Source organism: Sorangium sp. So ce1335, assembly GCF_051521615.1.
GTDB lineage: Bacteria > Myxococcota_A > Polyangia > Polyangiales > Polyangiaceae > Sorangium.
In genome coordinates, this window is sequence record NZ_CP150363.1 from 1,570,548 (window position 1) to 1,595,460 (window position 24,913).

Genomic DNA, 24,913 nt, shown 5'->3' on the forward strand with positions numbered 1-24,913 from the left:
TCGCTCCTCGCTCCGGGCTGATCAGCGCCGCCGGCCGCGGCCTCCCTGCGGGCGGGGGCGCGTCTCGACCCAGGTGCCTTGGTGCACGTACGGCGTCGTTCCGCCGGTCCAGTTCGGCGCCATCATGCCCGGGCCCCACTGGTGGCCGCCTGGCCCCACGGACGTCGTGCCCGCGTAGGTCGCGGCCGGGTTGGCCGAGCGCGCACCGCTCGCCATCGCCCGGGTCTCGTCCGCGACGGCCTGGGCCACGCTGGGCCCGTTGCCGGCCGCGGGGGTCGCGCTGTTGCACGCGGACAGCTCGATGCGCCGCTTTCGCCCCCGCTTCTGGCCGCGGAACCCCGCCGCCGTGAGCCGCTGCCCGAGCTGGCGGCCGTCGATGTACCCATTGCCCCACTCCACCGTGTTGGGCGCGCCGTGGGTCGAGACGATGACGTGATCCTCCCGCGCCAGGCTGCCCGGCGTGAGCTGATCATGGCGAAGCACGCGGGCGCCCGGGTGCTGCGCCTGAAGAAGGGCGACATGCTGCTGGATCGTCGCGTCGGCCGGCGCGCCCACCACGATCGTCGTGAGCCCTGAAGGGTCGATGAAGACCGTGACGTTGGGGACGAACCCGATCTCCTGCAGCGAGCCCAGGAGGCCGATCGGGTCGGGGGTCAGGAAGACGTGCGTCGCCGGGTCGTAGAAGCGGTGGCGGTTGTAGTGCAGGCCGGTCACCGCGTCGGCGCGCTGCCCGGCGAACCGGAGCGCGCCCGGATCGCCCGTCGCGTGCGCGACGCGGCCGAAGGCGCCGAGATCGATCTCCGACGCGCGCCCGTCGCGGTGCAGGTAGAGCCATGGCGTGGAGGCCGCGTCGGTCACGACCATCCGCCAGTCCTTGCCGTCGCGCGCCTCGAGGAGCGGCGTGAAGCCGTCGTCGTCGAACACGCGCTGGATCGACGGCCCCCTCGTCGGGCGCTCCTCGACGAGGCTCTCGCCATCCCAGCCGAACCAGGTGCTCTCGCCGTCGCCGCGCGCCTGCGCGACGCAGCGGCCGAGGGGGTCGTACAGGTAGCGGACGGTGAGGCCGTCACCGCGGATCGCTGCGACGAGGCGGTCGCGCTCGTCGTACTGGTAGCGCCACGCCTGCAGCGGCCCCTGGCCGACGCGGCCTGCGAGGCGGCCGCGGGCGTCCCACTGGAGCTCGACGCCGCCCGCGCGCAGGGGGCGGCCGTCCCCGCCGATCGACCACGCGGGGCCGCGCGACGGGATCGGGGTGCCCTGGGGCGCGTACGTGAACTGCTCGTCGGCGCCGAGGCCCTGGAGGCGGAGCGGCCTGCCCTCGACGTCGAGGTCGTACCGGCGCGCGCCGCGATCGCTGTCCATGACCGACGCGACCGGGCCCACCCGGCTCCACGTCCACGCGCGCGCCCGGATCGACTCTCCCCGCTCATCCAGGATGGCGACGCTCTCCGGCAGGCCCTGGACGTCGCGCGACCAGGCGAGGGCGCGCGTCCCGTCGAGCCGCCTTCGCCCCGACTCGCCGCGCGCGTCCCGCGTGAAGGCGAGCCCGTCCGCCTCGGCGGCGGCGACCTCGAGCGACGCCGGCGCGCCGTCTTCCTCGCGCCGGCGCACCTCGACGGACCACCCCGTCGCATAGCGACGGTCCAGCACGCGCCCCGCGTCGTCGAAGCGGCGGGAGACGGCGAACGCGAACCCGGCTGCCTCCTGGACCTCCCGGACGGCCCGGCCGTCCTCGTCGCGCTCGAACGTGATCATCACGTCCGCGTTTCGCGCGCGCGTGAGGTGGCCGAGCGCGTCGTACTGGAGCTCCTCCACGAGCCCGCTCGAGGTCTCGAGCCTCGTGACGCGGCCGGCCCCGTCGCGCTCGTGGCGCACCCACGTCCCGTCGGCGTACGTCGTCCGGACGAGGTGGTTCGAGCCGTCGTATTCGTACGCCGTCGTCGCGCCGCCGAACGACGTCTCGCTGGAGAGATTGCCGCTGCCGTCGTACTCGCGCGTGTGGCGCTCGCCCGCGGCGTTCTCGATCCAGCGGAGCCGGAGCAGCGCATCGTAGCCGAGCCGGAACCGCCGGCCGTCCGGGCGCACCACCTCCACGAGGGCTCCGGCGACATGGCGGTACCTCGTGATCCCGCTCGCGTCGGAGCGCGCGATGACGCGGCGGCTCGCGTCGATCTCCAGCTCCAGGACGTTGCCGTTCGGCTCCTCCAGGCGCACGAGCGCGAAGCGCGAGTCGTACGCGAACCGATAGACGCCGCCCTTCGGCGTGCGCGCCTCGACGGGGCACCCGAACAGGTCGAAGACGTACTCGTAGGCGTCGCCGGCCGGCGTCTCGACCCGCACCGGGTTGCCGTGCGCGTCGTAGTCGTACGTGAGCTCTGCGCCGTCCGGCCCGGTGGACGCCCGCACGAGGCCGTGCGCGTCCCACGTGAGGGCGCGCTCGCGGCCGCGCCAGTCGACGCTCCCGGTCGGGACGCCCCGCTCGTACGTGGTGCGGGTCTTCTTCCCGTCGGGCCGCGTGCGGACGATCGCCTGCGTCTCCTCGTCGACCGCGTCTCGCCAGGTCGAGCCGTCGGGCTCGGTGATGCTCGCGAGGTGCCCCGCGGCGTTGTACGACCAGCGCGTGGTCCGCCCGCCGCCGTCACGGAGCGATATCAGCCTGCCGACCGTGTCGTACGTGTAGGTGCGCGCGTGGCCGCGCGGATCGACATAGGCGGTCACGAGGCCGAGCGCGTTGCCCGTGTACGTGTGGGTCGCGCCCTCGCCGTCGATCACCACGGTCCTGCCCCGGGCGGGGTCGTACGACAGCCGGGTGTGGTGGATGCCCCGAGCGCCCGGGAGGCGGGGCGCGCCGAGCTCCGCGAGCACGTCGCGGCCGGCGATCTCGCCCCACGTCTCGACGCACCGCTTGACGCCGTCGATCGCCTCGTACCTGAAGTGGAAGGCGAGCCCGTCGGGCAAGATCTCCCGGACGAGGTAATGCTCCTCGTCGTATTCGTACCGGATCTCGGCGCCGCCCGCGTCGATGACCCGCACGAGGTCGCCCGCGCCGTCGAGCTCGTAGGTCACGGCGCGGCGGGTGTGCGCGGCGCCCTGCTCGTCGGTCGCGGTCACCTCCCACCAGGAGAAGAGCCCCTGGCGCTCGAGCCGGGCGCGCCGCCCGACGGCATCGACGATGGCCGCGAGCTCACCGCCTCGCCATTCCAGGGTGGCCTTGTTGCCGAACGCGTCGCGGATCTCGACGAGCGCGAAGCGCTCCTCCGGGCTTGTGCGGCGCAGCACCCGCACGAGGCCGTCGTCCTCCTCCACGAGGAGATCCTCTCCGGCGGCGGCGACGCGCACCCCGAACGGCAGGAGCAGGACGTGATCCTGCGCGGGCCAGGAGAGCACCTGCACGCGGCCGCCCGGCGCGGCGAGCTCGAGCTCATCGCCGCGGCGCCGGGCGCTCCAGGCGAGGTCGTGCGACCACCCCCATCCCATGCCGCAGCGGTGCCGCACGGCCGCGGTCGAGTAGCTTCGCTCCAGGGCCACGGCCAGCGGGCCCGGCAGCTCGAGGTCGGCGACCGGGTTCGTGTACATGGCCCCCGTCACGACGTCGACCGGGTGCCCCGCGGACGCCTGGCCATCTGCACCTGGCGGCGCCGGTGGGCTCGGCGGTCCGGCGCCCTGGCTGTTCCCGCCGCCGCCGCCGCCGGCGTTGCTCCCGCCCTGCGGGCCGCCGCCGCCCGGGCCCCCGGCGCCGCCGCCCGCGCCGCCGCCGCCGCCGCCGCCGCCCTTGGCGTTGCTCGCGCTCGCCCCGGCGCCGACGGTGATGCTCTTGTTCATCTGGCCCATGCTGCCCGTGATGCCGGCCATGCCGAGCTCGATGAGGACGTTGGGCGCGCCCAGCCAGGGGAAGCACGGCCCCCCCGTGTTGAGGCTGACGACCTCCTTCAGCGTGCCTGGCTCGTTGCCGTGACAGGCCTTCATGCAGCCGCCGACCGTGAGGATCTTCGCCCCTTCGATCTTGGTCCGCATGCACGGATCGATGATCCCTTCGGCCACGGAGCCCATCGTCGGGTACGGGATCGGCAACGGGCTGGGCGCCGCGGGCGTCAGGCACACGCTGACCGCCATGCCGGTCATCTGATGACCCGACTTCTGCGTGATCGTGTCCATGTGAAGGGCGGTGACCTTGGCCATGGCGCTCTCGAGCGTCGCACGAGGGGTGTCCCGTCCACAACGCGGACGGCGGCGCGGCGCGCGCGGGCCGGATGCGGCCGGCTCAGGCAGATCGGGTCAGGATCGCGCGCTCGCCGCGCGCGCCCCCTCTGCCCCTCAGCTGGTCAGCCCCGTGAGCGGCCCGGTGCAGTAGCTCGGGTCTCCGAACGTCTCGGTGTCGACGCCCATCGCCTGGAGCAGCGAGACGAGCAGGTCGTTGTGCCCGACCTGCTTCTGCTGGGAGACGAAGCGCCCCGTCTTGAAATGGCCGCCCGCGCTGCCGGCGAGCACGTAGGGGATGTTCTGGCGCAGGTGATTGCCGTCCGCGTGCTCGTTCGTCCAGAAGATCACCGTGTTGTCGAAGACCGTTCCGTTCCCCTCCGGCATGCTCTTCAGCTTCGCGATCAGGTAGGCGAGCTGCTCGGCGTAGAAGCGGCTGATCATCGTGAGCCGCTTCCGGTTCGCCGGGTCCGCGTACCCGTTGTGCGCCATCGGGTGGTGCCCCTCGGTGATGTCGGGCCCGAGGAAGCTCAGCACCTTGGTCGTCGCCGAGTTCGTGAACTGGAGGCTCGCGACCCGCGTCATGTCGCACGCGAGCGCCATCGCCATCAGGTCGAGCTGGAGCCGCGTGATCTCGGGCATGCTCGCGACCTTGTCGGGGTCGATGTCCGGCGTCAGCGCCGGCTCCGCGCACGCCGGCGAGGTCGGCGCCACGCCGCGGTCGAGGCGCGACGCGATGTCCTCCACCGACGCGAGGTGCCCGGCGAGCTTCTCCTGATCGGCCGCGCCGAGGCGCCGCTGCAGCCGCTTGTAGTCGGCGGCCACCTTGTCGAGCACCGCCCGGCGCTGCTCCGTCTTGTTCGTCGCCGCCTCCGGCGTGACGGAGAAGTCGGAGAAGAGGCGGTCGAACGCGGCGTACGGGCTGTTCTCCGGCGGCAGCGGCTGCGCCGGCCCGCGGTACGCGATGCGCGCGCCCACGTTCGCCCCGTACACGAGCACGCCGAGCTCCAGCGAGAGGAACTTCGTCCGCGTGCCGATGTGGTTCGCGATCTCCTGGTCGACCGAGATGCCGTCGGCCCAGCCGCACGACAGCCCGGCGTCGCCGGGGAAGTCGCCCTCCTGCATCGCGCGCGCGGTGAGGCACTGCCCCGTGCCCTTCTGGTGCGCGTCGCCCGGCCCCTTCAGCGCCGACAGCGCGCTCACGTTGCCGAGGACGAGGAGATCCTCGTTGTGGTCCTTCAGCGGCGCCAGGATCGGCGACAGCTCCTCGCCGTTCCGGAACTGCGTCGACGACGGCCAGAAGTCCGGCGGGACGGTGCCGTTCGGCGTGTAGAGCACGACGAAGCGCTTCGGGAACTCGGCCCCGAACGCGGCCCGCCCCGTCTCCTCCGAGCCGGGGGCGGAGCGCCTGGAGCAGCCCATCACCTCGAGGAACGGCAGCGCGAGCGCCGCGCCGCCGAGGCCCCGGAGCGCGGCGCGACGGCTGAGTCGGAACGGCTTCATCACGGCTCTCCTTCTGCTGCGGCGCCGTCGGCGCCCCCTGCGACGATCATGCGGCGGTAGCGGAACGCGTCGGTCTGGGTCAGCGCGACGAGCAGCGCCTTGACGTTGTACCCCGACGCCTCGAACGCCTGCGTCGCCTGCGACAGGCTGCAGGCGTCCTCGCTCTGCTCGGCGCGGCCGTAGCCGAAGCGGAACCACTGCTTCACCACGCACGCGCGCACCTGCTCGCTCTCCGCGAGCCGGTGCGCGAGCTCGACGGCGCCGTCGAACGGCCCGTCGATGTCGGTCTGCGTCAGCTCGCCGCTCGCGTCGACAGGGATGCCGTTCTCGGCGTCCCGCCAGCGGCCGAGCGCGTCGTAGTGCTCGAAGCCGAACCCGATCGGATCGAGCAGCGCGTGGCAGCTCCTGCACCCCGCGTCCGACACGTGCTGGGAGAACTGCTCGCGCGTCGTCTTCGTCGGATCGACCATGGGCGGCTCCGGCACGACGTCCGGCGGCGGCGGCGGGATCTGGCAGAGCAGGCTCTGGCGCACGAACCGGCCGCGGTGCACCGGCGACGACCGGTTCGGCTTCGCGTAGAGCGCGAGCAGCCCCGCGTGCGTCACGAAGCCGGCGCGCTGCGCCGGGTTGAGCTCGACCCGCTCGAACGCCTCGCCCCGGGGGCCCTCGACGCCGTAGAACTCGGCGAGCTCCCGGTTCATCATCGAGTAGGGCGCCGTGAACAGCGCGCTCACGCTCGCGTCCTGCTCGAAGATCGCGTGGTCAAGGAACGCCTCGGTCTCGGCCTGGAACAGCGGAAGGAGCTCGTCGCGGTACTCGGGGTAGAGCTCCGGGTCCTTCCCGCCGGCGGCGATCTCGTCGATGTCCGCGAGCCCGAGCCACTGGCGGTGGAAGTTCTTCACGGCCTCGCGCGCCCGCGGGTCCTCCAGCATGCGCCGCGCCTGCGCCTCGATCGCCGCGGCGGTGCCGAGCTCCCCCCGATCGGCGGCGGTGAAGAGCGCCTCGTCGGGCATCGTGCCCCAGAGCAGGTACGACAGCCGCGAGGCGATCTCGTACGACGTGAGCGGCACGACGTCGCCCTCGACCGGATCGGGCATGCCGAGCTCGACGCGGTAGAGGAAGTGCGGCGACTGGAGCATCGCCTGGACGACGAGCGACAGGCCCGTCGACGCGTCGTCGGGCGCGTCCCCCAGGGCGATCCCGCGCTGGAAGAGGTCCACGAACTCGGCGACTTCGTCGTCGGCGAGCGGCCGGCGGAACGCCCGCTTGCCGAGCGAGGCGACGAGCGCCGTGATCTCGCCGCGGCAGGCGGCGCCCGCCGCGGCCTCGCGGCACGCGGGCGCCTCGGCGAGCAGCTTGCCCGTCGCGCGCTCCGCGATCCCCTCGGCCGCGGTCATGTACTGCTCGGCGAGCAGCGGGCTCACGACGAGCGCCGCCGCCTGGTTGTTGAAGCCGAGCGACTCCTCTTCCGGCACGAAGCCCTGCGCAGGGCGGCTGTCGTCGCCGAGCAGATCGAGGATCGTGTTGTCGTACTCCACGCGTGTCATCCGCCGCAGCGGGGACTCGCCGGGCTCGACGGTCGTGCACAGCGGGGCCGTCGCCTCGCCGTCTCCGTCATGCGCGGGGAGATCGCCGAACTGACCCGAACAGGACGTGAGGAGGAGCAGGCCGATGGGCCAGCGGGGAGCTCGTGGTTCAGCCATGATGCCTCGTCGGTGAGCGCGGCGGGGGCCGGTGATGGATGATGGTTCGACCCCTTCGTGCAGCGCGCGGCGCGCGGGGCGCCCCTTCGCCATCATCCAGCGATCGTATTGTAGTCCGCTCTTCCCGGATAGGCGCCTCGCACGGAGGCGGCGAATCAAGTGGGAGCTCGGGGCCGATGGGTTCATCCCGTACGCCCGGGTCTCACCGCCGACTCGGGCGGACGCGGACACCGGTCGTCGAAGGCGGCGCTCGACCCCGGGCGCAAAGAGCGCTTATGCTCGCGCCCAATGCAAAGGCGAACGCTCGCCTGTCCTGTCTTCCGTGCTGGTTCACGGCGCCGCGCGCGGCGCCCGGCCGCGGCCGCCCTGGTCGCGCTGGTCGCGTTAGCGCTCGCGGCGCCGGCTTCCGCGCTGGCCCAGAGCGCCGCGGCGCCCCCCGGCGAACGCGCCGAACGAAAGGAGGTTGACGGCCCTCCACCTTCCGTCGGCACCGAGCTCTTCAGCGCGGGTGTCGATATCGAGATCGCCGGTCGCGCGCTGTCCTTCAGCGATCTGCTCTCCGAGAACCTCCGCACCTACAACGTCCTCGGCGCGCCAATGCCATCTGTCCGGGGCGAGGTGTATCCGCTCGCGCGCGGCGCCCTCCCGGTGCTCCGCGATCTCGGCGTGGCGCTCTCTTACGCCCGCGCCCTCGGCGTCGACTCGAAGGGCGCCGGGGGAGCCCGCCTTTCGACCTCCTGGAGCCGGCTGCACGCTGGCCTCAAGGGCCGTTTCCGTCCAGCGGGGCAGACCGGGCCGGTCCTCTTCGCGACCGGCGGACTCTGCTGGATCGACTTCGACGTGGAGCCGACGGGCGACCCGTCGCGCGACGCAGCCTCGGTGTCGTACGTCTCGTTGCGCCTGGGGCTCGACGGCCGCATGCCCGTCGGCCCCGTCGCGATCGAGGCGGGGGCAGGCTACCAGGCGCCGCTCTCTCTGGGCGCGCTCGCGTCGCACTTCCGTGCGCCGAGCGCCGGCGGCGTCGACCTCCGCCTCGCGCTCGCCGTCCCGTTCGCGCCCGGGCTCGAGGCGCGCGCCGGCGCGTCCTACACGCGGTTCTTCTACGACTTCGACTCCGAGCCTGGAGACCCGTACGTCGCGGGCGGGGCGCTCGACCAGCTCTTCGGCGTTCACCTGGGGGTGGCTTATTATGGGTACTGACGTTCGCGAACGGCGCCCGGCGAGGTCCGCGCGCCGGCACCGCCGCGGCCTCTGGGCGGCGGCCGCGCTCGCCGCGCCGGCGCTGCCGCTGGTGCTCACGGCGTGTCCGGGGACGATCGAGGACAAGGAGCGGTTCAGGGCGCGCGACGCCGGCCCGGACGACGTCGCGTGCGCCGACGTGCCGACCGTGCTCGCCGAGCGGTGCGGCGGCGTGAGCTGCCACGGGCCGGGCGAGCCCGCGTCCGCCCTCGACCTCGTCACGCTCGGCGTCGCCGATCGCGTCGCCGGCCGCCCGGCCCAGAGCTGCGCCGGGGTGCTCGCCGACCCGGAGCGGCCCGAGGAGAGCGTGCTCTACGTGAAGCTCACGGACGCGCCCTCGTGCGGCGCGCGCATGCCGCTCGGCGCGCCGCCGTACACGCCCGCCGAGCTCGAGTGCGTGGCCGCCTGGATCGCCGAGCTCACGCCGGCCACGTGCAGCGGCCCCGACTGCGGCTGCCCCGGCTGCGTGTGCACGCCGGGCGCGCAGGAGGCGTGCTACACGGGCCCGGAAGACACGCGCGGCGTCGGGCGCTGCGCGGCCGGCACGCGCACCTGCAACGCCGAGGGCACGTCGTGGGGCCCCTGCGCCGGGGAGGTCCTGCCCGCCTTCGACGCGTGCGCCACGCCCGAGGACGAGGACTGCGACGGCGTCACGCCGGCCTGCGAGGAGGTGTGGAGCCGCGGCTTCGGCGACCCGAACGGCCAGTACGCCCGCTCCGTCGCGATCGACGCGGACGGCAACGTGCTCGTCGCCGGCCAGATCGAGGGCACCGTCGACTTCGGCGGCGGCCCGCTCGTCGCGACGGGCGCGGGCGTCGACGCCTTCGTCGCGAAGTTCGACAGGTACGGCACGCACCTCTGGAGCAAGCTGTTCCCTGGCGAGGGCAACCAGTTCGCGATGGCGATCGACGTCGACTCGAGCGGCGACGTCGTCGTCGCGGGGCGCGCGTTCGGCAGCATCGACCTCGGCGGCGGTGAGCTCTCGTCGCGCGGCGCCGACGACGTGTTCGTCGCCCGGCTCGACGCGGACGGCGAGCACCTCTGGAGCAAGATCTTCGGCGGATCCGGCGCGGATCGCTGCGATCGCGTCGCCATCGGCCCGGCGGGCGACGTCCTCGTGGCGGGCGGCTTCCACGGCGCCGTCGACTTCGGCGCCGGCGCGCTCGCGAGCGCCGGCATGCGCGACGCCTTCGTGCTGGCGCTCGACGCCGAGGACGGCGGCACGCGCTTCGCCGTGCGCGCCGGCGGCGTGGGCGACGACCACGCCTACGCGATCGCGGCGGACGCGACCGGCGACGTCCTCGTCGCCGGCCACTTCTCCGGCGCCGTCGATCTCGGCGGCGGCCAGCTCGAGAGCGAGGGGCTCACCGACGTCTTCGTGGCCCGGCTCGGCCCTTCCGGCGACCACGTCTGGAGCGCCCGCTTCGGCGGCGCCGAGGCCGACGAGGCCCACGACATCGCGGTGCACCAGGCCACGGGCGACGTGGTGATCACGGGCACGTTCGCGTCGACCCTCGACCTCGGCGGCGGCCCGATCGAGAGCGCCGGCGGGCGCGACCTCTTCTTTGCGAGGCTCTCCGGCACGGGAGAGCACCTCCTGAGCCGGCGCTTCGGCGACGCGGAGGACCAGCTCCTCACCGACTTCGAGACCGGCGCGCGCGCGAGCGCCGCCGTGGACGAGGCCGGCAACGTCCTGCTCGCGGGCCCGCTCTTCGGCGAGGCCGACTTCGGCGGCGGGGCGCTGACGAGCCGCGGCAAGACCGACGTGTACCTCGTCAAGCTCGCCCCCTCGGGCGACCACCTGTTCAGCGCGCTGTTCGGCGACGGCCAGACGCAGGTCGGCCTCGACGTGGCGGCGGGCTCAGGCGCGAGCGTGGCGCTCGCCGGCCGCTTCTACGGCGGCATCCGCTTCGGTGACGCGCAGCTCACGGGCGCGGGCCAGGGCGATGCGTTCATCGCGAAACTTTCTCTGTAGCGCCCCATTGTAAAGTTGGCGCTTTGCTGTACAAAAGCGCTGTCCACGGAAATGCCGGAACGGCAGAGTCCGCGTGGGGGCTTGTGCAATTTTGCCTCGCGTGAGGCAGCGTGGTTTTCGCAAACCGCCAAGACCGCCTCGGTTGCTCCTGATCCCGCTCGGTTTCCAGCTTCTCCGCGGTGGCACGCTCTCTGCTCGGTGTGGGGCGACCGTGCGGCGATGCCGCGCACCCCTTATCGGAGAAGGCCTGTCGAGCCAAGCGGGCGAGTCCGGAGGAGCAGAGGTAATGCGCATCCTGCTTATCACCAAGATCTTCCCGAACGCGATGAACCCTGGCCAGGCGCCGTTCAACCGGCGGCAGTTCGCCGCGCTGTCGCGTTACTGCGACATCGACGTGTTCGCGACAATTCCCTGGTTCCCCGGAGCGTCCAGGTTCTCCAGATGGTCAGTCTCGGCCGACGCGCCTCGCGAGGAGATCATCGAGGGGTTGCCGGTGCGACACCCGCGCTTCCTGTACCTGCCCAAGGTGGCGCCTTACCTGAATGGGCCGCTCTATGCGGCCTCGATGCTCTTCGAGCTCGCGCGCCACCACCCGGCGCCGGACGTCATCGTCGGCTCGTTCGCGTACCCGGACGGCTTCGCCGCCGTGTGCCTGGCGGAGCTGCTCGGCGTCCCCGCGGTCGTCAAGGTGCACGGCTCGGACATCGACGTGCTCTCGCAGCAGCCGGCGGTGCGGCCGGCGCTCGAGTGGGGGCTCAGGCGCGCGACGCGCGTCGTCGCCGTCAGCAAGCAGCTCAAGGAGGGCGTCCACGCGCTCGGCGTGCCGCGCGATCGCATCGACGTCGTCATGAACGGCGTCGACCGCGACATGTTCCGGCCGCGCGACCGGGGCGAGGCCCGCGCCGCCCTGGGCCGCTCGCCGGACCGCCGGCTGCTCCTCTACGTCGGGCACCTGCTCCGCGACAAGGGCGCGCTCGACGCGATCGCGGCGTTCGAGCGGATCGCCCCGTCGCACCCGGACATCGACCTCGTGCTCGTCGGCGGCGGCGCCGACGAGCAGGCCTGCAAGGCGGCGGCGGAGCGGCTCGGCGCTCGCGTCCACCTGACGGGGCGCCTGCCGCACGACCAGGTGGCGCGCTGGGTCGCCGCCTGCGACGCGCTCGTCCTGCCGAGCCACCACGAGGGGACGCCCAACGTCGTGATCGAGTCGCTCGCGTCGGGCCGGCGCGTCGTCGCGACGCACGTCGGCGGCATCCCCGACGTGCTGAGCAGCCCCGAGCTCGGCGAGCTCGTCGCGCCCGGCGACCTGCCCGCCCTGGCCGAGGCGATGTCGCGCGCGGCCTACGCCCCGTACGATCCCGAGCAGGTCTCGGCGCTCTCCGGGTGCTCGGGGTGGGACGAGAGCGCCCTCGCGTTCTACAACGTCATCCTCGCGGCGCGGGGCGAGCGGCCCGTGCCGGTGCCCGCGGCGGCGAAGCGCCCGGTGCTCCAGCTCGACGGGCAGCTCCAGCTCGACGGGCCGCCCCCCTCGTCGAGGCGGTGGGCCCCGCCGCCCGCGTCGCGGCGGTTCCCCGAGGCCGCGCAGCTCCGCGCGAGCCAGGCCTGATCCAGGCTCGAGCCGGCCTGGGGGAGCGCGGCGCCGCGCGCTCCTCCAGGCCACCCTTCACGCCGCCGAGACGGCCTTGTCGGGCCGCAGGCGCACCGTGGGCCCCGGGTCCGGGGGCGGCGGCTCGGCGCGCGGCATCGCGGCGCGCGCCGCCCAGAAGCTCCGCGCGTCCTCGGCCGTCCACGGCGGCGCCGGCGCGCACGCGTCGAGCGCCGCCAGGAGCTCGCGCGCGCTCTGGTAGCGGTCGCCGGGCTTCTTGGCGAGGCACCGCATCACGACCTCTTCCAGCTCCGACGAGAGCGGCCACGGCGTGCGCAGCGACGGCGGGATCGGCGGCATCGTCATGTGCGAATAGACGAGCTTGCCGAAGCTCCGGCCGTCGAACGGGGCGACGCCGGTCAGGAGGTAATAGAGCGTGACCCCGAGCGAGTAGATGTCGCTCCGCGCGTCGACGGTGCCCGCCGAGATCATCTCCGGGGACATGTAGGTCGGCGTCCCCTTGATCACGCCGACGTCCGTCATGCTCGCGTCGCCCTCGAGGGTCACCTGCTTGGCGATCCCGAAGTCGAGCACCTTGAGCACGTCGTGCTCGTCGCCGACGCGCGTGATGTAGAGGTTGTGCGGCTTGATGTCGCGGTGGATGACGCCCGCGTCGTGCGCCTCCGCCAGCGAGAGGCAGGCCTGCCGCGCGAAGTGCACGACGCGGGCGGGGGTCATCGGGCCGTGGTCGCGCACCAGCGTGGCGAGGTCCGCGCCGGCCAGGTGCTCCATCGCGATGTAGAAGACGCCGTCGCTGCTCGCCCCGAAATCGAAGATCCGGATCGTGTGCGGCGACGTGAGCCGGCTCGTCGCGCGCGCCTCGCGCTCGAAGCTGCGCACATCGCCGTCCGACTTGCTCTCGCTGCGGAGCAGCTTCAGCGCCACGTCGCGGCGGAGCGACTCGTCCCAGGCGAGCCACACCTCGTTCTGCCCGCCCCGGCCCACGGGCGCCACGAGGCGGTAGCGGCCGAGCTTGCGGGCCTCGAAGACCTGCTGGCGCGCCGACCAGAGGCCGTGGCTCGCCGCCGACACGAGGATCGCGGTGGCCAGCACGAAGATGTAGTTGCAGGCGAAGACGACGAGCGACCGCGGCGACGACCACTGCTCCGCGAGCCCCGGATCGAGCGACGCCCCCGCGCCCATGATGATCGGGAAGCTCAGCGCCACGGGGAGCGTCATCCGCAGCGAGCGCGTGAAGTGCGTGGGCAGGATCGTCGCGTCCACGAGCATCACCATCGAGAGCCCGTGCATGTAGCTCCAGGTGAGATCCCCGAACTCCAGGGCCATCACCGAGATGAGCCCCCCCGTGCTCCAGACCGCGAAGACGTGCGCCGCGTCGAGCAGCTCGGCCGAGGTCTGCTCGCGCCGGGCGAGCAGGTAGAGCCAGAGCAGGATCACCTCGCCGATCAACCGGTAGAGCAACAGCCGCGCGATCGAGGCGCTCGGGAACACCGCCACCACGACGAACACGTCGAGCGCCGCGAAGGTGGGCCAGGTCACGAGCGCCGTGGGCAGCCCGCGGGCCATCGCGCGGCGCTCCTCGGCGGTGTCGCCGCCGCGGAGCCCACGGGATCCCGTCGAAGGAAAGCTGCTCGAGGCGGTCATGGTGCGCGCGGCGCGGCCGGCTACGAGCCGCATTGGAGCGCCGCGCCGGCGGGGAGTCAAAGCGCTCGTCGCGCCGGTGCGGTGGCTCGCCGGGGGTCGCGTCCGGCGGCGACGAGGCGCGGCGACGAGGAGGGGCGGGCTGCTACAGTGGCGCCCGATGGCGGAACGATGCGCGTGGGTGACCGCAGATCCCGACTACGTCGCCTACCATGACGAGCAGTGGGGCGTGCCGGTGCACGACGACAGGGCGCTCTTCGAGATGCTGATCCTCGAGGGCGCGCAGGCGGGGCTCAGCTGGATCACCGTGCTGCGCAAGCGGGCGGCGTACCGCGAGGCGTTCGCGGGCTTCGACCCGGCGCGCGTCGCCCGCTTCACGCCGGCGCGCGTCGAGAAGCTCCTCGCGGACCCCGGGATCGTGCGCAACCGGCTCAAGGTGGAGTCGGCCGTCAACAACGCGCGCCGCTTCCTGGAGGTGCAGCGCGAGCACGGCAGCTTCGACGCGTACCTCTGGCGCTTCGTCGGCGGGGCGCCCGTCGTCAACGCCTTCCGCGCCCCCGCGGAGATCCCCGCGAAGACGGCGGTCTCGGACGCGCTCAGCAAGGATCTCGTGCGCCGCGGCTTCAAGTTCGTCGGCTCCACGATCTGCTATGCGCTCATGCAGGCGACCGGGATGGTCAACGATCACCTCGTGAGCTGCTTTCGTTACCGCCAGGTGAACCAGATGACCCCGACGAAGCAAAGCAGGCGCTGAGCGGCCGTGGCGAGGATCGCGTACTACGTCCACGGCCGCGGGCGCGGCCACGCGAGCCGCGCGCTCGCCGTCACGCGGGCCCTCCGCGAGCGCGGCCACGAGCTCAGGATCTACGGCGGCGGCCAGGCGGCGGAGCTGCTCGGCGCGCTGCCGGAGCACCGCCCCGTGCGGCCCATCGCGCGCGGCCTCGGCGGCGCGATCGAGGTCCCGCGCCGCGTGGCGAAGGACGTCGTCGAGCAGGCGGGCTTCCGGCCCGACGCCCTCGTGAGCGACGGGGACTTGCCCTCCCTGCTCGCCGCGCGCGCCCTCGGGATCCCCGCGATCGCCGTCGGCCACGACCTCGTCTTCTCGCGCTGCCGCCTGCCCGAGGGGCTGCCGCGCCTGCGGGTGCTCGCCAGCCGCCGGACGACCTGGGCCTCCAGCCGGGCGCGCCACGCGGTCGCCGTCCACTTCCTCCCCATCGAGCCCGGGACCCCGGGCACCCTCGTCGCGCGCCCGGAGCGCCGGCCGCCGCCCGCGGACGCCGCGGCCGGCGTCGAGGCGGGGGCCGTCGTCTGCTACTTCAGCGAGTACGACGCGCGCGGCATGATCGAGCTCGTCGCGCGCGCCGGTCGGCGCGTCATCGCGTTCGGCGCCCCCGGCCTCGACGTGCCCGGCGTGCTGGCGCGGCCGTTCGACGCCGGCGCGTTCCTCGCCCACCTCGAGGTCGCGTCCGCCGTCGTGACGACCGCCGGCAGCAACGTCCTCGCCGAGTGCGTGCTCGCCGGGAGGCCCGTGCTGGCGCTCCACGACGAGCGCCATCACGAGCAGACGCTCAACGCGCTGCTGGCCGAGCGCGCCGGCGTCGCCGTCGCGAGCTCGTTCGCCGCGCTCTCGCGGGACACCGTGGCGCGCTTCTTTGACCGCGTGCGCGCAGACGACTTCGCGCGCGTCGACCTCGCGGGCGCGCTGCCTGATGCGCCCTCGGCCGTGCTCGCCGCGCTGGAAGAGGCGCGCCGGAGCGCCCAGGTGCATCACCGCGTTCGCACCTCGCGCCGCGGTTGATGTGGCGTCACGGGCACGAGGTTTGCTAAACGTCCCCGACGATTCGGACTGAAGACGCGAGGAATGGCTGCTGTGACCAGCAGCAGGCCGCGCTCGAGGGCGCGGGAGAGACACGGCCGCCAGAGGCGCGACATGAACGTCATATCGCCCGTCGCGCTGCGCGGACCGGTCCTTGACGACGGTCTGCGCCGCTTCTCGAAGGAGCAACGAAGATGACCATGGATGCAATTCGGCCGCTCGGCGGCCCCCGGATCGATCGCGCACAGCACGAGGCGATCGCGTCGACGCGCCACACTTCATCGGCGGGACTGGCGCGGGGAGGGCATTCCTTCGCCAGGGCGCACACGGCTGTTCCCGAGAATCCCTTCGCTGCCCTGTCCGGCGCCAACGGGCGGCCGCTCAAGGTCGCCATCCTCAGCGACTTCACGCGCATTCCTTACGCGAACGGCGCGGTCTTCCAGACGCGGGCCCTGTATCGGGCGCTCAACACCTGTGGTCACCAGGCAACACTGATCGGACCGCGGGATCCGGACGCCTCGGCCGACGAGATGCCCCCCGGCACGGTCGCCCTGCCGAGCGTGCCGCTGCGCACCTACCCGGGGGTGCACCTGCCGATGCCCCTGGAGTCGTTCGTGTTCGATCCGATGCGGTGGGATTTCGACATCTGCTTCGCCCAGACCACGACGCTCCTCGTCGAGTTCGGCATCTGGCTGCGCAAGATGCGCGGCATCCCGCTGCTCTGCGTGAACACGACGCACCTCGCGGCCGCATACGACGTGCTGCTGCCCGAGCGCATCTCCCGGATCGGCGCGGTCCACACGGTCCTCCACAAGACGCTCCGCGCGCCGATGGAGAAGCTGTTCGTCGACCTCTACAACCAGGGCGACGGGCTCGTCGTGCTGAGCGACGGCCTCCGCGACTACTGGCGCGACCGGGGCGTGACGGTGCCGATCCACGTCATCCCGCGGATGGTGCCGGAGGACGTGTTCGATCGCGCGCTCGGCCCCGACCCGTACGCGCCGCTGCTCGAGGAGCGCGGGCTCGACGTGAACGGCCCGCGCTTCGTCTGCGCGGGGCGGCACACCCGCGAGAAGTCGCAGCACCGGCTCATCCGCATCTTCGCCGAGCACATCGCGCCGAACCACCCGCAGGCGACGCTCACGCTCGTCGGCGACGGGCCGGACAGCGCGGCGTACGCGGCGCTGGCGCGCGAGCTCGGCGTCGCCCGGCGGGTGATCTTCACGGGCGAGGTGCCGTACAGCCGCATCTCGGACTACTACCGCCACGCGACCGCCTTCCTTCACGTGTCGCTGAGCGAGACGTTCGGCAACGTCCTCAGCGAGGCGCTCTGGTGCGGCGCCCCGACGGTGGCGTTCGCGGACGGCATGGGCGTGAGCTCGCAGATCCAGAGCGGCCACAACGGCCTCTTGCTCGAGCCGGGCCGCGGCGCGCTCGCGGAGGACAAGGCGAACGCCGCGTTCGCCGCCGCCGCGCTCGCGCTCGCGCGGGACCCGGCGGCCGCCGCGCGCGTCGGGAGCGCCGCCGCGCAGCGCGCGCGCGAGCGCTCCTCGCCGATCGTCGTCCAGCGGATGCTCGCGAACGCGTTCGTGAACGCGCGTGAGCACGCCGCGCGGGCCGGCATCCGCCCGCTCGTCGAGGGGCCGAAGGCGCTCCAGTGGCTGGAGACTTTCCGGCACTTCCGCTCCTGGGTCGGGTTCACCGGCGGCCTGTTCGCCTTCGGCCACCTGCGCCCGGCGGCGGCGCCGCGGCCGAAGGGGATCCAGCCGTCGTTCTGCGCGTAATTGCGTGTGAGGGCGCGTGATGGCGTGATGGCGCGTGATGGCGCGCCGTCGTCCTTCCGCGCGCCGCGCGCGTGGTAAGACCTGCCCGCGCCGGGCGCGACCCGGCGCCGGATCGAGGTGTTCTTCTCATGCTCCTCAGGATGATCGGGGCGCTCGTCGACTTCAGCGGGCGGCGTCCCTGGCTCGTGATCGGCCTGGCGATCGCCGCCATGACAGGGCTGTGGGCCTACGCGTCGCGGCTCGAGCTGCGCACGGAGCTCCGCGAGCTCCTGCCGAGCGACAGCCCGGCGTTCATGGCGTACGAGCGCCAGGCGAAGCGCGTCGACGGCGGCGCGCAGCTCATCGTGATCGCCGAGTCGCCGGATCGCGGCGCGAACGAGCGGTTCATCGACGCGCTCACCGAGCAGGTCGAGGCGCCGCTCCGGCAGCGCGCGGCCTGCCTCGCGGCGTGCGCCGACGACGCGTGCCGGCAGGCGTGCGGGCCGGAGTCGCTCATCCGCTACGTGGAGTCCGGCACGAAGGAGGCGCGCCGCTTCTTCGACGAGAACAAGTGGCTCTACGCGAGCGTCCGCGAGCTCGAGCAGGCGGACGAGGCCATCGAGCTCGAGCTCGCGCTCCGCGGCGGCCTCATCGAGGACCTGGACGAAGGCGAGCCCGGCGGCGCGAGCGGCGGCCAGGCGGCGGGCGCGCCGGACGAGAAGAAGGGCCTCTCGCTCGACGACACGTGGGCGGAGCTCCAGCGGCGGCTGAAGAAGATCGACGAGTTCCCGAGCGGCTACTTCTCCACGCCCGACGGGCGGATGGTCGCGATCCGCATCGTCTCGCGCAGCGCCGGCATGGGCGATCGCAAGGCGGCGCAGCTCCTCGACGACGTGACCGCGCTCGTCGATCGCCTCCAGCCCGCGCAGTTCCACCCGGCCATGCAGGTCGGGTACGCGGGCGACATCCCGAACGCCATCGCCGAGCAGAAGTCGCTCGTCAGCGAGGCGGTGTGGGCCACCGTCGTCGCCCTGGTGCTGATCCTCGGCGGCGTCAGCCTCTACTACCGGTCGCCGTGGTCGCTGCTCGTGATCGGCCTGCCCACGGCCTTCGGCGCGAGCGCCGGCTACGCGTTCGCGACGGCGACGTACGGCTACGTCAACACGGTCGGCGCGTTCCTCGGGGCGATCATCGTCGGCAACGGGGTCAACTACCCGATCGTGCTCCTGTCGCGGTACCGCGACTTCCGCGCGCGCGGCATGGCGGCCGAGGAGGCGCGGCGCGAGGCGGTCTTCAACGCCTTCCGGGCCGAGCTCGTCGGCGCGTGCGTGGCGGCGATCGCCTACGGATCGCTCACGATCACGCACTTCCGCGGCTTCAGCCAGTTCGGCACGATCGGCTTCGTCGGGATGCTCGCGGTGTGGGCCTCCATCGTGCCGCTCGTGCCGGCGACGATCGTCGCGATCGAGCGCCTTCAGGCGAGGCTCCCGCGCTGGCTGCGCGATCCGGCGCCGCGCGTCTCGGAGGAGGGCGCCTCGGGGCCCACCGCGCGGCTGCTCGCGCGCGCGACGAAGCGGTGGCCGATCGTGATCCTCGCCGTCGCGCCGATCACGCTGCTCCTCGCGGCGTGGAAGCTCCCCGCGTACGTGAAGGACCCGTGGGAGTACAACTTCGCGCGCCTCGGCTCGAAGAGCTCGCAGCAGAAGGGCGCGGGGAGCTGGTCGCTCAAGGCGTCCGAGGTCTTCGGCGGCAAGATGAACGTCGCGGGCGCGATGATGCTCGCGGACACGCCCGAGCAGGTGCCCGCCATCAAGGCGCAGATCCTGGCGAACGACGCGAAGGACCCGCAGGGCAGGCTCGTGGCCGACGTCGCGACGATCGCCGACGTCCTCCCCGGCACGCCCGAGGAGCAGCGCAAGAAGATCGAGATCCTGGAGCGCATCCGGGACCGGCTGACCCCGCGCGTGCTCAGGTCGCTCACCCCGGAGCAGCAGGAGCGCGTCCGGCTCATGATGCCGCCGGAGACGCTGCGCGTGATCGCGCCCCAGGACCTGCCCGACCTCATCCGGCGCAGGTTCGAGGAGAACAACGGGGTCGTGGGCACGGTGTTCTACGTGAAGTACAAGAACGACGTCTCGTTCTCGAACGGCAAGAACCTCCTCCGGATGGCGAACACGACCGGCAACGTCGTCCTCCCCGACGGCACGCACGTCGTCACGGCGAGCCGGCCGACGGTCTTCGCCGAGATGATCCGGTCGATGGAGCGCGACGGCCCGCTGGCGACGGCGGCGTCGTTCCTGGCCGTCACGATCGTCGTCGTGCTCGCGACCGGGAGCCTGCTCGGCGCGTTCACGGTACTGTCGGCGCTCGTCCTCGGCGTGCTCGGCACGGCGACCGCGATGGCCATGCTCGACGTGAAGATCAACTTCCTGAACTTCATCGCGCTGCCGATCACGTTCGGCATCGGCTGCGAGTACCCGTTCAACGTCTTCGATCGCGCGCGGCTGCTCGGCGGCGACGTCACGCTCGCGCTGAAGCGCTCGGCCGGGCCGGTGGCGCTCTGCAGCTACACGACCGTGCTCGGCTACGGCTCGCTCGTGTTCGCCGACAACCAGGCGCTGAACTCGTTCGGCTGGGTGGCCGTGAGCGGCGAGATCGCGTGCGTGGCGAGCGCCCTCCTGTTCCTGCCGGCGCTGCTCCACGTGCTGAACCGCACCGGGGCGCTGCGCAGCGCGTGGAAGAGCGGCATCCTGTTCCGCGGGAGCGAGCACTCATGAAGATCCTCGACGTCGCGGAGTTCTTCTCGTCGCGCGGGGGCGGCGTGCGGTCGTACCTCGAGGAGCTCGTGCGCCAGGGCAGCCGGCGCGGCCACGAGGTGGTCGTCGTGGCGCCCGGGCCGCGCGACGAGGAGGTGCAGCTCGAGCGAGGGCGCATCGTGCGGGTGGCCGGCCCGCCGATGCCGTACGACCCGACCTACCACGCGCTCCTCCGGCTCGGCGCGGTGCGCGCGATCATCCGCCGCGAGGCGCCCGACGTGCTCCAGGCGAGCGCGCCGTACACGTCCGCGCTCGTCGTGGCCCGCGAGCGCGCGGTCCCCCTCCGCACGTTCGTGTACCACTCCGATCAGATCAGCACGTACGCCGCGCCGCTGCTCGACCGGCTGCGCCCGCGCGCCGTCGCCCGCGCCCTGGAGGGCGCGCTGTTCGCCTGGCCGCGCGCGCTGTCGCGGCGGTTCGACGCGACGATCGCCCCGGGCACGTTCATCGCCGAGCAGCTCCGCGCGCACGGCTGCGAGCGCGTCCACCGCGTCACGTTCGGCGTGCGGCGCGAGTCGTTCGACCCCTCCCGCGCCGACCCGGCGCTGCGGCGGAGCCTGCTCGGCCGGTTCGCGGACGACCCGTCGGCCGCGCTCGTGCTCGTCGCGTGCCGGCTCGCCGTCGAGAAGCGGGTCGCGCTCGTGATCGACGCGGTCCGGGAGCTCGCGGCGCGGCGCCCCGTGGCGCTGGCGATCCTGGGCGACGGGCCCGAGCGGGCGCGGCTCGAGCGGCGCGCGGCCGCGCTGCCGCAGGTGAGCTTCCTCGGCTTCGCGAAGGACCGCGCCACCTACGCGGCGCTGCTCGCCAGCGCCGACGTCTTCGCCCACGGGGGCGCCGCCGAGACGTTCGGCTTCGTGCTGGGCGAGGCGCTCTGCTCGGGGCTGCCGCTCGTCGTCCCCGCGGCCGGCGCGGCGATGGACTTCGTGAGCCCCGGCGCCGCCGAGGCCTACCCGGCGCGCGCCCCGGCCGCCGAGGTCGCCGCCTCGATCGAGCGGATCCTGGACCGCCCCCGGGGCGAGCGCGTCGCGGCGGCCCGCGCCGCGGGCGAGCGGCTGCCCGCCAGCGACGAGCACTTCGACGCGCTCTTCGCCCTCTACGCGGACCTGCTCGCGCGCGGCCGCGCGGCGCCGCGCCACGACCCCTGACCGGAGCCTGTGCATGCGTTTCCTCCACCCCGAGCGTGACGAGAGCCTGGAGCTCGCGCTCGAAGACGTGTTCCTGACCCCCGGGTACTTCGCCGGCGGCTCGCGCCTCGACACCGACCTGCGCCCGACGGACTTCCCCGGCGGCTCGCACCCGATCGTCTCGGCGAACATGAACGCGGTCACCGGCAAGCGGATGGCCGAGACGATGGCCCGCTTCGGCGGGCTCGGCGTGCTGCCGCAGGACATGGATCTCGACACGGTCGAGCGCATCGTCCGGCACATCAAGGGCGCCGACCCGCGGTACGACACGCCGCTCTCGGTCTCCCCGCGGGCGACGCTCCGCGACGTGCACGGCATCATCCGGAAGCGGTCGCACGACATGGTGGTCGTCGTCGACGACGAGCGCCGCCCGATCGGCATCGTCACCCACGCCGACCTGCGCAACCGGGACCAGTACACGCCCGCGTCGGCGCTCATGTCGTCGCGCCTCATCACCATCGCGGCCGGCACGCCGAACCGGGCGGCGTTCCTGCTGATGGAGGAGGCGCGCGTGAAGGCGGTGCCCGTGCTCGACGGCGACGGGCGGCTCCACGGCGTGCTCACGCGCGACGACGCCGTGCGCCTGGAGCTGCTCAGGCCGACGCTCGACGCGAGCGGCGAGCTGATGGTCGCGGCGGCGCTCGGCATCTCGGCGCAGGCGGCCCAGAGCGCCGCCCGGCTCCTCGAGATCGGCGTCTCGGCGATCGTGCTCGACACGGCGCACGGCCACCAGCGCCGCATGATCGAGGCGATCCGCGCCGTGCGGCAGGCGGTGGGCGACGCCGTCCCGCTCGTGGCGGGCAACGTCTGCACGGCGGAGGGCACGCGGGCGCTCATCGAGGCCGGCGCCGACATCGTGAAGGTGAACGTCGGCCCCGGCGCGATGTGCACGACGCGCATGCAGACGGGCGCCGGCCGGCCGACGTTCACGTCGGTGCTCGCGTGCGCCCGCGAGGCGGCCCGCCACGGCAAGCGCGTCTGGGCCGACGGCGGCGTCCGGCACCCGCGCGACGTGGCGCTCTACCTCGCCGCCGGCGCCTCGCGCGTCATGGTCGGCACGACGCTCGCCGGCACGTACGAGAGCCCGGGCGACGTGATGGAGGACCGCGAGGGCCTGCTCTACAAGGAGAACTACGGCATGGCGAGCGCCCGCGCCGTCAGCGAGCGCACCGCCGATCTCGACCCGTTCGAGCGCGCCAAGAAGGTCTTCTTCCGCGAGGGCATCTCGACGTCGCGCATCTACATCCAGGAGGGGCGCGAGAGTGTCGGCGCCATCCTGATCGAGATGATCACCGGCGTGCAGTCGGCGTGCACCTACGCCGGCGCGGCGAACCTCGACGAGCTCCACGAGAAGTCCGTCATCGGGGTGCAGACGCTGGCCGGCTACGGCGAGGGCAAGCCGCACGGGCTCGAGCGCCGCTGAGCGCGGGCACGGCCGCTGCCGGGCGCGACGCCCGGCACGGACGAGCGCGGAAGAGCGCGGGAAGAGCGCGGGAAACCCCTGGGAAAACGCGGTTAAGCGAGGCGTGGGTGCCGCGCGCGGGGATGACGGAAGCGTGACGTGACATCCACCCGGGCAGCGACGAATCTCCCGGCTGCTTACCGTCGAGGTCATCCATGCCGAGCGATCCTGCCCCGCGTTTTTCAGCCACCCGCCGTGCGATTCGCCGGTTCGTCGGCCAGACATGGCTCTCCGTGTTCGGCTGGCGCGTGGAGGGCGTGACGGATCTCCCGCCGAAGGCGGTGCTGATCGCGGCGCCCCACACCTCGAACTGGGATTTCCCGTTCACGCTCGCGGTGAGCTACGCGCTCGACCTCGAGTTCTCGTGGCTCGGCAAGCACACGCTCTTCGAGCCGCCGTTCGGCTGGTTCTTCCGGTGGCTCGGCGGCATCCCCGTCGATCGCCGCGACAGGAACAACCTTGTCGCGGCCGTCGTCGACGTCCTGAAGCAGCGCGACGAGCTCGTTCTGATCATCGCGCCCGAGGGCACGCGCTCGCGCACGAAGCGCTGGAAGACGGGCTTTTATTACGTGGCGCTCGGCGCCGGCGTCCCGATCATCCTCGGCTACCTCGATTTCGCCCGGAAGCGCGGCGGGATCGTCCACGTGTTCCATCCGACGGGCGACATCGAGGCCGACATGGCGACGATTCGCCGCTATTACGAGGGCATCGAGGGGAAGCACCCGGGCCGGATGAGCGAGATCACGCTGGGCGCCCGGAGCGCGCAGGCGAACGGGATGGCGCAGGCGAACGGGGTCGCGCAGCACCCGTGAGCGCGGGTCCGGCGGCGCCGCGGCGCTGCCGGACGGGCTGCCGTGCGGCCCGACCCCCGGGCTGAGGCCGCCGCGCGGGCCCTGGCGCGAGCCGCTGCGCGCGGGGCCTGGCGCGAGCCGCTGCGCGCGGGCCCTGGCGCGAGCCGCTGCGCGGGGCCTGGCGCGAGCCGCTGCGCGGCGGTCGTCGGACAGGGGCAGGAGCCTGCGTCAGCGCGGGGACGGCGCGCGCACGGACGAGGTGGGCGCCGCTGTGATCCGCTCGGTCAGGGCGCCGGCGAGCGTCCACTCGTATGTCGAGCGATCCGAGTAGACGATGAAGCGGCCGCCCATGGCGAGGTTGGCGACCGTGACGCCCATGGCGACGAGCCCCGGCCGGACGAGGATGTGGACCTCCTTCAGCTTGCCGGAATTCCGCTGGTGCCACGCCGTGAGCCTGGCGCGGACGTCGCTGTCGTAGCCGGTGCCGTGCTCGAAGTCGTTGAACACGACCGGGTGCACGCCCGACTCGATGAGGGTCTCCAGGTGCCTGACCGCCGGCTCGATGAGATCGAGCGTCGCGTACCCTTCGAAACGCCGCGTCACGACGTCGAACGCGGGCGTGCGGACATCCAGGACCCCCCGCGACGTCGACCAGCGATCGCCCCGCGCACCGAGCCGTGTGTGTGCCAGATCCATCTCGAATTCGAGACTTTAGTCGAAGGGCGGCGCTTCGCCATGCGATCCGTCCGTACCGCGCGCTCCGCCGATCCCGAGACGCATGCCGCGCGCGGGTCGTGCGGTGCATCGGCCGAACGCTCGGAGCTTCGGGAACCGCCAAGGCGCCAAGGACGCCAAGAAATCTCAATCATTTGGCGTTCTTGGCGTCTTGGCGGTTCGATCCTCTGCGGCGCTGCCCGCGGTAAGTACCGCACCACCCGGCGCGGCGGGGGAGGCGGTGCGGCGGGGGAGGCGGCGCGGCGAGCGAGGCGGCGCGGCGGGAGGCGGTGCGGCGGGGGGGAGGCGGCGCGGCGGGGGAGGCGGCGCGGCGAGCGAGGCGGCGCAGCGGGAGGCGGCGCGGCCGGGGGGAGGCGGCGCGGCGGGGGAGGCGGCGCGGCGGGGGAGGCGGCGCGGCGGGGGAGGCGGCGCGGCGGGTCGCATCCTGCGTCGGCGAGCGCCGTCGGCGCGGCCGGAGGCGCTATGATGCCGCCGCTGATTCG

15 protein-coding genes are annotated in these 24,913 nt (G+C 73.3%); 10 read left to right on the forward strand and 5 right to left on the reverse strand.

Annotated elements, in window-relative coordinates; genetic code table 11:
* Window positions 1-21: 21 nt before the first annotated feature.
* The 3 genes from WMF24_RS05710 to WMF24_RS05720 form a co-directional block, all read right to left on the reverse strand.
* Window positions 22-4,179, reverse strand: coding sequence for a PAAR-like domain-containing protein (locus tag WMF24_RS05710; protein ID WP_437735331.1), 4,158 nt, complete (start codon window positions 4,177-4,179; stop codon window positions 22-24).
* Window positions 4,180-4,314: 135 nt separating this feature from the next.
* The gene (locus WMF24_RS05715) at window positions 4,315-5,700 is read right to left on the reverse strand and encodes a DUF1552 domain-containing protein (RefSeq protein WP_437735332.1); all 1,386 of its coding nucleotides are present in this window, start codon (window positions 5,698-5,700) and stop codon (window positions 4,315-4,317) included.
* Window positions 5,700-7,403: a DUF1592 domain-containing protein gene (locus WMF24_RS05720; RefSeq protein WP_437735333.1), complete on the reverse strand. Its 1,704-nt coding sequence runs from the start codon at window positions 7,401-7,403 to the stop codon at window positions 5,700-5,702. The genes WMF24_RS05715 and WMF24_RS05720 overlap by 1 nt, the downstream gene beginning before the upstream one ends.
* Window positions 7,404-7,691: 288 nt before the next feature.
* On the opposite strand from WMF24_RS05720, the gene WMF24_RS05725 reads away from it, so the two are divergent.
* The 3 genes from WMF24_RS05725 to WMF24_RS05735 all read left to right on the forward strand — a co-directional run bounded on the left by WMF24_RS05725 (window position 7,692) and on the right by WMF24_RS05735 (window position 12,223).
* Window positions 7,692-8,603, forward strand: coding sequence for a hypothetical protein (locus WMF24_RS05725; RefSeq protein WP_437735334.1), 912 nt, complete (start codon window positions 7,692-7,694; stop codon window positions 8,601-8,603).
* The gene (locus tag WMF24_RS05730) at window positions 8,593-10,617 is read left to right on the forward strand and encodes a nucleotide-binding protein (protein ID WP_437735335.1); all 2,025 of its coding nucleotides are present in this window, start codon (window positions 8,593-8,595) and stop codon (window positions 10,615-10,617) included. Before WMF24_RS05725 ends, WMF24_RS05730 begins: the two co-directional genes overlap by 11 nt.
* Window positions 10,618-10,903: 286 nt before the next feature.
* Window positions 10,904-12,223: a glycosyltransferase family 4 protein gene (locus WMF24_RS05735; RefSeq protein WP_437735336.1), complete on the forward strand. Its 1,320-nt coding sequence runs from the start codon at window positions 10,904-10,906 to the stop codon at window positions 12,221-12,223.
* Between the two features lie 57 nt (window positions 12,224-12,280).
* Here WMF24_RS05735 and WMF24_RS05740 read toward each other — a convergent pair whose 3' ends face one another.
* The gene (locus WMF24_RS05740; RefSeq protein WP_437735337.1) at window positions 12,281-13,789 is read right to left on the reverse strand and encodes a serine/threonine-protein kinase; all 1,509 of its coding nucleotides are present in this window, start codon (window positions 13,787-13,789) and stop codon (window positions 12,281-12,283) included.
* Window positions 13,790-14,024: 235 nt separating this feature from the next.
* Here WMF24_RS05740 and WMF24_RS05745 point away from each other — a divergent pair, with 235 nt between their 5' ends.
* From WMF24_RS05745 to WMF24_RS05775, 7 genes are all read left to right on the forward strand, one after another.
* A complete protein-coding gene (locus WMF24_RS05745; protein ID WP_437735338.1) occupies window positions 14,025-14,618 on the forward strand; it encodes a DNA-3-methyladenine glycosylase I in 594 nt (197 codons plus the stop codon).
* A gap of 6 nt (window positions 14,619-14,624) precedes the next feature.
* Entirely contained in the window at window positions 14,625-15,662 is a 1,038-nt protein-coding gene (locus WMF24_RS05750; protein ID WP_437735339.1) for a glycosyltransferase, read from the forward strand.
* A gap of 218 nt (window positions 15,663-15,880) precedes the next feature.
* Entirely contained in the window at window positions 15,881-17,464 is a 1,584-nt protein-coding gene (locus tag WMF24_RS05755) for a glycosyltransferase (protein WP_437735340.1), read from the forward strand.
* A 128-nt stretch (window positions 17,465-17,592) separates the two neighbouring features.
* A complete protein-coding gene (locus tag WMF24_RS05760) occupies window positions 17,593-20,220 on the forward strand; it encodes an efflux RND transporter permease subunit (protein ID WP_437735341.1) in 2,628 nt (875 codons plus the stop codon).
* A complete protein-coding gene (locus WMF24_RS05765) occupies window positions 20,217-21,404 on the forward strand; it encodes a glycosyltransferase (RefSeq protein ID WP_437735342.1) in 1,188 nt (395 codons plus the stop codon). The genes WMF24_RS05760 and WMF24_RS05765 overlap by 4 nt, the downstream gene beginning before the upstream one ends.
* Before the next feature lie 13 nt (window positions 21,405-21,417).
* Entirely contained in the window at window positions 21,418-22,866 is a 1,449-nt protein-coding gene (locus WMF24_RS05770) for a GuaB1 family IMP dehydrogenase-related protein (protein ID WP_437735343.1), read from the forward strand.
* 272 nt (window positions 22,867-23,138) lie between these two features.
* Window positions 23,139-23,717, forward strand: coding sequence for a lysophospholipid acyltransferase family protein (locus tag WMF24_RS05775; protein WP_437735344.1), 579 nt, complete (start codon window positions 23,139-23,141; stop codon window positions 23,715-23,717).
* Window positions 23,718-23,924: 207 nt separating this feature from the next.
* Here the strand turns inward: WMF24_RS05775 and WMF24_RS05780 are convergent, their stop codons facing one another.
* A complete protein-coding gene (locus WMF24_RS05780) occupies window positions 23,925-24,392 on the reverse strand; it encodes a hypothetical protein (protein WP_437735345.1) in 468 nt (155 codons plus the stop codon).
* Between the last annotated feature and the right edge of the window lie 521 nt (window positions 24,393-24,913).